Origin of the sequence: Actinoplanes sp. NPDC026623, assembly GCF_040638275.1 — a bacterium.
Taxonomy (GTDB): domain Bacteria; phylum Actinomycetota; class Actinomycetes; order Mycobacteriales; family Micromonosporaceae; genus Actinoplanes.
The window spans coordinates 1-7,171 of the sequence record NZ_JBEZXZ010000307.1 but is presented as its reverse complement, the minus strand read 5'-3'; the positions used below and the strand labels follow the sequence as shown (position 1 = coordinate 7,171).

General features: G+C 72.7%; 5 protein-coding genes. 3 read left to right on the top strand and 2 right to left on the bottom strand.

What is annotated here, in order from left to right:
• Together AB0F10_RS43050 and AB0F10_RS43045 are read right to left on the bottom strand one after the other, a co-directional pair.
• Nucleotides 1–941 (bottom strand): LacI family DNA-binding transcriptional regulator (locus AB0F10_RS43050; protein WP_360639698.1); only part of this gene is annotated, 941 nt, incomplete at its 3' end.
• Between the two features lie 96 nt (nt 942–1,037).
• Complete coding sequence (locus tag AB0F10_RS43045; RefSeq protein WP_360639695.1) at nt 1,038–1,139, bottom strand: hypothetical protein; 102 nt, start codon at nt 1,137–1,139, stop codon at nt 1,038–1,040.
• Between the two features lie 349 nt (nt 1,140–1,488).
• Here AB0F10_RS43045 and AB0F10_RS43040 point away from each other — a divergent pair, with 349 nt between their 5' ends.
• From AB0F10_RS43040 to AB0F10_RS43030, 3 genes are read left to right on the top strand one after another with little or no spacing between them, the layout of a single operon-like run.
• Nucleotides 1,489–2,760 carry an SGNH/GDSL hydrolase family protein gene (locus tag AB0F10_RS43040; RefSeq protein ID WP_360639692.1) on the top strand — a complete coding sequence of 424 codons (1,272 nt, stop codon included), beginning with the start codon at nt 1,489–1,491 and terminating at the stop codon, nt 2,758–2,760.
• A 13-nt stretch (nt 2,761–2,773) separates the two neighbouring features.
• Nucleotides 2,774–5,746, top strand: coding sequence for a glycosyl hydrolase 115 family protein (locus AB0F10_RS43035; protein WP_360639689.1), 2,973 nt, complete (start codon nt 2,774–2,776; stop codon nt 5,744–5,746).
• Nucleotides 5,743–7,002, top strand: coding sequence for an SGNH/GDSL hydrolase family protein (locus tag AB0F10_RS43030; RefSeq protein WP_360639686.1), 1,260 nt, complete (start codon nt 5,743–5,745; stop codon nt 7,000–7,002). The genes AB0F10_RS43035 and AB0F10_RS43030 overlap by 4 nt, the downstream gene beginning before the upstream one ends.
• The last annotated feature ends 169 nt before the right edge of the window (nt 7,003–7,171 follow it).

Genomic DNA, 7,171 nt, shown 5'->3' with positions numbered 1-7,171 from the left:
CGCGCCATCCGCAGGATCGTGCGCGCGGCGAGCCCACCCATCTCCGCCAGGGGCTGCCGCACGGTGGTCAGCGGCGGCGAGGACCAGCGCACCTCGGGCAGGTCGTCGAATCCGACAACGCTCAGGTCGTCCGGCACCTGCAGCCCGCGGCGGCGCGCGGCCTCGTAGACGCCCAGCGCCATCTGGTCGCTGGCGGCGAAGACGGCGGTCGGCGGGTCGGCCAGATCGAGCAGCCGTCCGCCCGCCGCGAAGCCGGACTCGTGCTGGAAGTCGCCCGGCACGATCAGCGCGTCGTCGACGGCGAGGCCGGCGGCGTCGAGCGCGGCCCGGTAGCCGTCCAGCCGGGCCCGGCTGCAGAGCAGGTCCCGGGGGCCGGCGACCAGGCCGATCCGGCGGTGCCCGAGGGCGATCAGGTGCTCGGTGGCGCTGAGCCCGCCCGCCCAGTTCGTCGCGCCGACGGTCGGCACGTCGGCGCCCGCGCCGTTCGCCGGGTCGATCACCACGGCCGGGATGTGCAGGCGGTGCATGTGGGCCAGGGCCGGCGAGTTCACGTCGGACATCACGAAGATGACGCCGTCCGAGGTGCGCGCCCGCAGGTTCGCCAGCCACTGCCGGGTCGCGGTGGCCTCCTGGTGCACCGCGGAGACCACCGTGCCGACCCCGGCCGCGTGGGCGATGTCCTCGACGCCGCGGATCAGCTCCACCGCCCACGGGCTGTCCAGGTCGTTGAAGACCAGATCGATCAGCTGCGCGCGGCCGGGTTGCCGAGAGTTCCGGCGCCGGTAGCCCTGCTCGCGCAACAGCTGTTCGACCCGCTCACGCGTCTCCGAGGACACGTCCGTACGCCCGTTGAGCACACGCGACACCGTCGGAACGGACACTCCGGCGGCGTCGGCGATGGCCGCGATGGTCACCCGCCTACCGTCCTGGGTCATCGCCATCATCCTCGCTTCCGGGCCCTCCCGGGCTGGAAGTTTCGGACCCGGTTCCGGGAGTATTGCACAGGCATCCCGCGCGGGCTCAACGCCCGGCGAGCGTCAGGGTGTCGCGCCTCGCGTAGCACGGGCGAAGTCCGCCGGCCGGTCGACGGCCGCCCAGTCGTAGACGCCCTGCGTCGGCTCCACGAGCTGCCACTTCATGACGTTCTCGGCGTCATCGTGCCGTGCTGAGGACTCGGTGGATCTTCACTGTCGGACCGTCCTTCCCGGACCTGCGCAGGCGGCCGCGGACCCGCGGTGCAGGGGTTTCGAAGATTCCGAGAAATTCCGTTACGTGTCCGGAAGATAGGCCAGCATCGAGCCTTGGTCAACCGCCTGCAAGATGGACGGACAATCGTGAAGATCATTGAAAAGTACCCGGTGATCTGGGATGTAACAGCGTCTTGACGAGACTTCGACCTGGCTCTATGTTACGAGAAATCGGCTGTCGCATTGCCGAAACTTCCGGAACAACGTCCTACCGCGACGGCCTGGCCGACGAAGGAGACGCATGTCCACCAGACGCGAAGTGCTAGCGCTCGCCTCCGGCGCCGCGCTCGCCGCGGCGGCAGCCCCGGCGGCCGCGGCGGCGGGGGAGCGCCACGACGGCGCGGGCTGGACCGCGACCTGGGCGGCGGTGCCGACCACGATCCCGCCGGGCGCGCCCCGCGTTCTCGAGGACCAGACCGTGCGCCACGTCGTGCACGTCAGCGCCGGCGGCGAGCAGGTGCGGGTCCGGCTCACCAACGAGTTCGGCGACCGGCCGCTGTTCGTCGGCGAGGTGCGGATCGCCCGCCGGGCCGGTGCCGGCGCGAGCACCCGGACGGTGCCCGGCACCGACCGGCGGGTGACGTTCGGCGGCCGGGTGGCGACGACGATCCCGGCCGGCGCGCCGCTGGTCAGCGACCCGGTGCGGCTGGACGTCCCGGCCGGCACGGAACTGACGGTCAGCATCCACCTGCCGCGGCGGACCCCGGTCACCACCCTCGCCGCGTTCTCCTTTCAGGACAATGCGATCGCGGCCGGCAACGTCACGGCGGCCCGGACGATCACGCCGACGGAGGTGCTCGGGCAGAACCTGTTCCTCTCGGGCGTGAGCGTCGCGGGCCGGGCCGGTGCGGTCGTCGCGCTCGGCGACTCCATCACCAACGGCGCCAACACCGTGGCGAACCTCAACCACCGGTGGCCCGACCTGCTCGCCCGGCGGCTGCGTGACGCCCACCTCGATCGCGGGGTGGTCAACCTCGGCGTCTCGGGCAACCGGCTGCTGCACGACCCCAACCCGGCACCGGGCAGCGACGCCGAGGCCTACGCGGCGTTCTTCGGCCACAGCGCGCTGCGCCGCTTCGACCGCGACGTGCTCGCCCAGCCCGGCGCCCGCTTCCTGATCGTGCTGCTCGGCATCAACGACCTCGGCCACCCGGGCACGACGGCACCCGCCGACGAGACCGTCACCGCGGACGACCTGATCGCCGGGCACCGGCAGCTGATCGCCCGCGCACACCAGGCCGGGCTGCGGGCCTACGGCGCCACGCTGCTGCCGTTCAAGGGCGACACCCTCGGCTTCTACTCCGAGGAGAACGAACGCAAACGCGCGCGGCTCAACCGCTGGATCCGCACCGGCGGCGAGTACGACGCGGCGATCGACTTCGACGCCGCGATCCGCGACCGCACCGACCCCCTGCGGCTCGACCCCGCCTACGACAGCGGCGACCACCTGCACCCCAACGATGCGGGCATGGCCGTGCTGGCGGCCGCGGTTCCGCTGCGAATCCTCCGATAGGGACGGCGTACCCATGAAGGCACTTCTCGCCCTCGCGGCGCTCGCCGCGCCGCTGTTCGTCGCGGTGCCGGCCGGCGCTCAGGCCGTACCGGATGACGCTCTTGCGGCGGCGGACCGCGGCAGCTACGTCTCCGCGCTGCCCGGCCGCGGCCGTTTCCCGCTCGTCGCCGGCGGACGCGCGGCCCCGCTGGTGGTCAGCGCCGGCGACCACGCCGGGGTCATCCGGGTCCTCGACGACCTGCAGTCCGACATCGCGGCGGTCACCGGGGTCACGCCGGTGGTCGCACACGACCGGATACCCGGCGGGCGCGACCCGGTGCTGGTCGGCACGCTCGGCAAGAGCCCGCTGATCGACCGCCTCGTAGCCGACGGCAAGCTCGACGTCCGCGGCCTCGCCGGCCGGTGGGAGACGACCGTCGAGCAGGTCGTCGACAACCCGCTGCCGGGGGTGCGCCGGGCGTTCGTCATCGCGGGCAGCGACCAGCGCGGCACCATCTACGGCGCCTACGACCTGTCCAAGCGCCTCGGCGTCTCGCCGTGGCGGTTCTGGGACGACGTGCCGGTGCGCCACCAGGACGCCGTCTACGTGCTGCCCGGGCGCCACACCCAGGGCACGCCGGCGGTCAAGTACCGCGGCTTCTTCATCAACGACGAGAACCCGGCAACCGGCACCTGGGCGCCCGGCTACTTCGGGCCCGGCAAGGCGCCGGGCTATCCGGGCGGGCTGAACGCGGCCTACTACGCCAAGGTCTTCGAGACCATGCTGCGGCTGCGCGCCAACTACCTGTGGCCGGCCGTCTGGGGGCGCGCGTTCGCCGAGGACGACCCGCAGAACCACGCCACGGCCTCCTACTACGGCGTCGTCATGGGCACCTCGCACGAGGCGCCGATGATGCGCGGCATCGAGGAGTGGAACCGGCATCCGGCCGGCACCGGCGAGTGGAGCTTCCGGCGCAACCCGGACGCCATCAAGGCGTACTGGCGCGACGGCGCCCAGCGGATGGCCGATCAGAAGATCGAGGGCGTCATCACGCTCGGCATGCGGGGCAACGGCGACGTCAGCCTGCCCGACGGCGACGGCATCGACCTGATGGACTCGATCATCGACACCCAGCGGCAGATCCTGCGCGACACCGGACTGATCGGCGCCCCGCAGGTGCAGACCCTCTACAAGGAGGTCCAGCGCTACTGGGACGGCGGCTACCGGCCGCCGGACGACGTGACCGTGGTCTTCTGCGACGACAACTGGGGCAACCTGCGCAAGCTCCCGGACGCGTCGCTGCCGGCCCGCTCCGGTGGGTACGGCATGTACTACCACTTCGACTACGTCGGCGGCGGCCGCAACTACAAGTGGGCCGACACGGTCAATCTCACCAACACCTGGGAGCAGCTCAACCTCGCGTACCGCTCCGGGGTGGACCGGCTGTGGATGGTCAACGTCGGCGACCTCAAGAACGAGGAGGAGCCGACCCAGTTCTTCCTCGACTACGCCTGGAACCCCAGCGCGATCCCGCTGTCGCGGATTTCCGCGTGGGAGCGGGGCTACGCCGCGCAGAACTTCGGGCCCGGGCTCGCCGCCGGCATCGCGGACCTGCTCGGCGACTACGGCCACCTGCAGTCGCGGCGCAAGCCCGAGCTGCTGAACCGGCGGATCACCATCGACCCCGTCACCTCGCAGATCAGCTACGACGACCAGGCGAGCCCGTTCAGCCTCACCGACTACGGCGAGATGGACCGCGTCACCGCCGAGTGGCAGCGGCTCGGCGCCCGCGCCGACAGGATCAGGGCCGCGGTGCCGGCGGCCTGGCAGGACGCCTACTTCCAGCTCGTCTACTACCAGGTCAAGGCCACCGCCAACCTCTACGCGCTGCGCCGCGCGGAGTTCACCAACATCCTGTACGCCGCACAGGGCCGCGCCGCCACCAACGACCTCGCCGACGTCGCCGAGGCGCGGTTCGCCGACGACCAGGCGCTCAACGCGCACTACAACACCGCGCTGGCCGGCGGCAAGTGGCACAACTGGCAGCTGCAACCCAAGATCGGGTACGGCAACGTGGCCCGGTACGGCCCGAACGCGCCGTGGCAGCAGCCGGAGAAGGACAACGTGGCGCTGCCGGACGAGATCTACCCGTACCTGCAGCGGATCGAGGTGCCGCAGGCGGCGGGGATGGGCGTCGCGCTCGACGGCGGCGACCCGGTCAACCTGCCCGCGTTCAGCCCGTACCAGGCGCAGCCCGCCCAGTTCATCGACGTGTTCAACACGGGTGCGACGCCGTTCGCGTACCGGATCAGCCCGGCCGTGCCGTGGGTGCACGTCACGCCGGCGGCCGGCCGAGTCGGCAAGCAGGTCCGGGCGACCGTGCGGGTCGACTGGTCCCGCGCGCCGAAGGGCCGGACCACCGTGCCGATCACCGTGACCGGGCCGCAGGGCGCGAGCACCGTGGTCCAGGCCCCGATCGACAACCCGGTGCTGCGGCCCCGCGGCTTCGTCGAGGCGAACGGCTACGTCGCGATGGAGGCCGACCACTACGGCCGGGCCGTCGGCGACTGGCGGCTGCTGCCGGGCATCGGCAAGACCGGCAACGGCATGACGCCGCTGGGCGGCGCGGGTGCCCGGCTCGAGTACCCGATGACGCTGACCAGCACCGGCCCGGTCAAGGTCACGGCCGTGCTGTCGCCGCGCAACAACGTGCGGCCCACGGACGGTCTCAAGTACGCGGTCTCGCTCGACGGCGACGCGCCGCAGACGGTGAACATCACGACGGCGACCGGCGCCAACGACACCACGATGAACCGGCAGTGGGAGCGCAACACCTCCGACAACGCCAACGTCACGACCACCACGCACACGGTCGCCACCGCGGGCGTGCACACCCTCAAGTTCTGGATGGTGGACCCGACCGTGATCGTGCAGCGCCTGATCGTCGACACCGGGGGAGTCAAGTACAGCTACCTCGGCCCGCCCGAGAGCCGGAGGATCCGATGAACCGCCGATCGATTCTGGGCCTGGGCGCGGCCGCCGCCGTCTCCGCGGCCTCCGCGGCCACCGCCCACGGGGGCGGGCCGCGGCCCGAGCGCGGCTGGCTGCACACCTGGGTGTCCATGCCGCAGCTGACCGAGCCGGGCAACCTGCCGCCGGCGCCGTTCACCGGCGACGGCGTGGTGCTGGCCGACACCACCCTGCGGCAGACCGTGCACACCTCGATCGGCGGCTCGTCGGTGCGGTTGCGCTTCTCGAACGCCTTCGGCGGCGCGGTCCTGCCGATCACCGGCGTCACCGTCGCGTGGCCGCTCGACGGTGCCGCGGGGGTCTCCGCGATCCGGCCGGGCACGGCGCGCGCGGTCACCTTCTCCGGCCGGGCGGAGGCGTCCGTGCCGGTCGGCGCGCAGGTGGTCTCCGATCCGATCGACCTCGCGGTGCCGGCGCTGACCAACCTCACCGTCACCGCCTACCTGGCCACCGGCCAGGCCTCGGTGGCGCTCACCTCGCACCCCGGCTCGCGGACGACCTCGTACCTGCTGCGCGGCGACCACCGGTCCGACGAGGACCTGCCGGGTGCCACCCGGGCCGACCACTGGTATCTCCTCAGCGGGGTGGAGGTGTACACCGCCGGCACGGCCACCGTGGTGCTCGGCGACTCGCTGACCGACGGGCGCGGCTCCACGACCAACGGCAACGACCGGTGGCCGGACCGGCTGAAGGCCCGGCTGGCCGGGCGCCGCGACGTCGCGGTGCTCAACCAGGCGGCCGGCGGCAACCGGGTGCTGCAGGACGGCCTCGGCCCGAACGCCCTGGCCCGGCTGGACCGCGACGTGCTCGCGGTGGGCGGCGCCGACCGGCTGATCGTCTTCGAGGGCGTCAACGACATCGGTACGGCCGCGGCGACGCCGGAGGCGCAGCGCCGGGTCGGCGAGGACCTGGTGGTCGCGTACGACCAGATCGTCACGCGGGCCCACGCGCGCGGCATCGAGGTGTACGGGGCGACGGTGACCCCGTTCGGCGGCAACACCGGCTACGACGACGCGGACGGGCTGCGCGAGGGCACCCGCCGCGCCGTCAACGACTGGATCCGTCGCTCGCGGCGCTTCGACGCGGTGCTCGACTTCGACGCCGCGGTCCGCGACCCGATCGGGCGCCGGCGGCTGCTGCCGGCGTTCGACACCGGGGATCATCTGCACCTCAACCCCGCCGGCTACCAGGCGATCGCGGACGCCGTACCCGATCGGCTGTTCCGCGGATGACGACGATGACGCATGTCGCGGTGCTGGTGCCGCCCAGCGGCGGGCGGGCCGGGCTGGCGACGTACCGCGCGGTCTTCGGCGGCCCGGTCTTCGACCTGTCGTTCGCCGCCGTCGGGCTGAGCCGCGCCGGGCGCGAACTGCTGGCGCGGGCCGACATCCTCGCGGTGGC

Excerpts from the sequence above, each read along its gene's own strand:
- AB0F10_RS43045 (WP_360639695.1), bottom strand. The coding sequence starts at position 1,139 with ATGAAGTGGCAGCTCGTGGAGCCGACGCAGGGCGTCTACGACTGGGCG.
- AB0F10_RS43035 (WP_360639689.1), top strand. The coding sequence starts at position 2,774 with ATGAAGGCACTTCTCGCCCTCGCGGCGCTCGCCGCGCCGCTGTTCGTC.
- AB0F10_RS43040 (WP_360639692.1), top strand. The coding sequence starts at position 1,489 with ATGTCCACCAGACGCGAAGTGCTAGCGCTCGCCTCCGGCGCCGCGCTC.
- AB0F10_RS43030 (WP_360639686.1), top strand. The coding sequence starts at position 5,743 with ATGAACCGCCGATCGATTCTGGGCCTGGGCGCGGCCGCCGCCGTCTCC.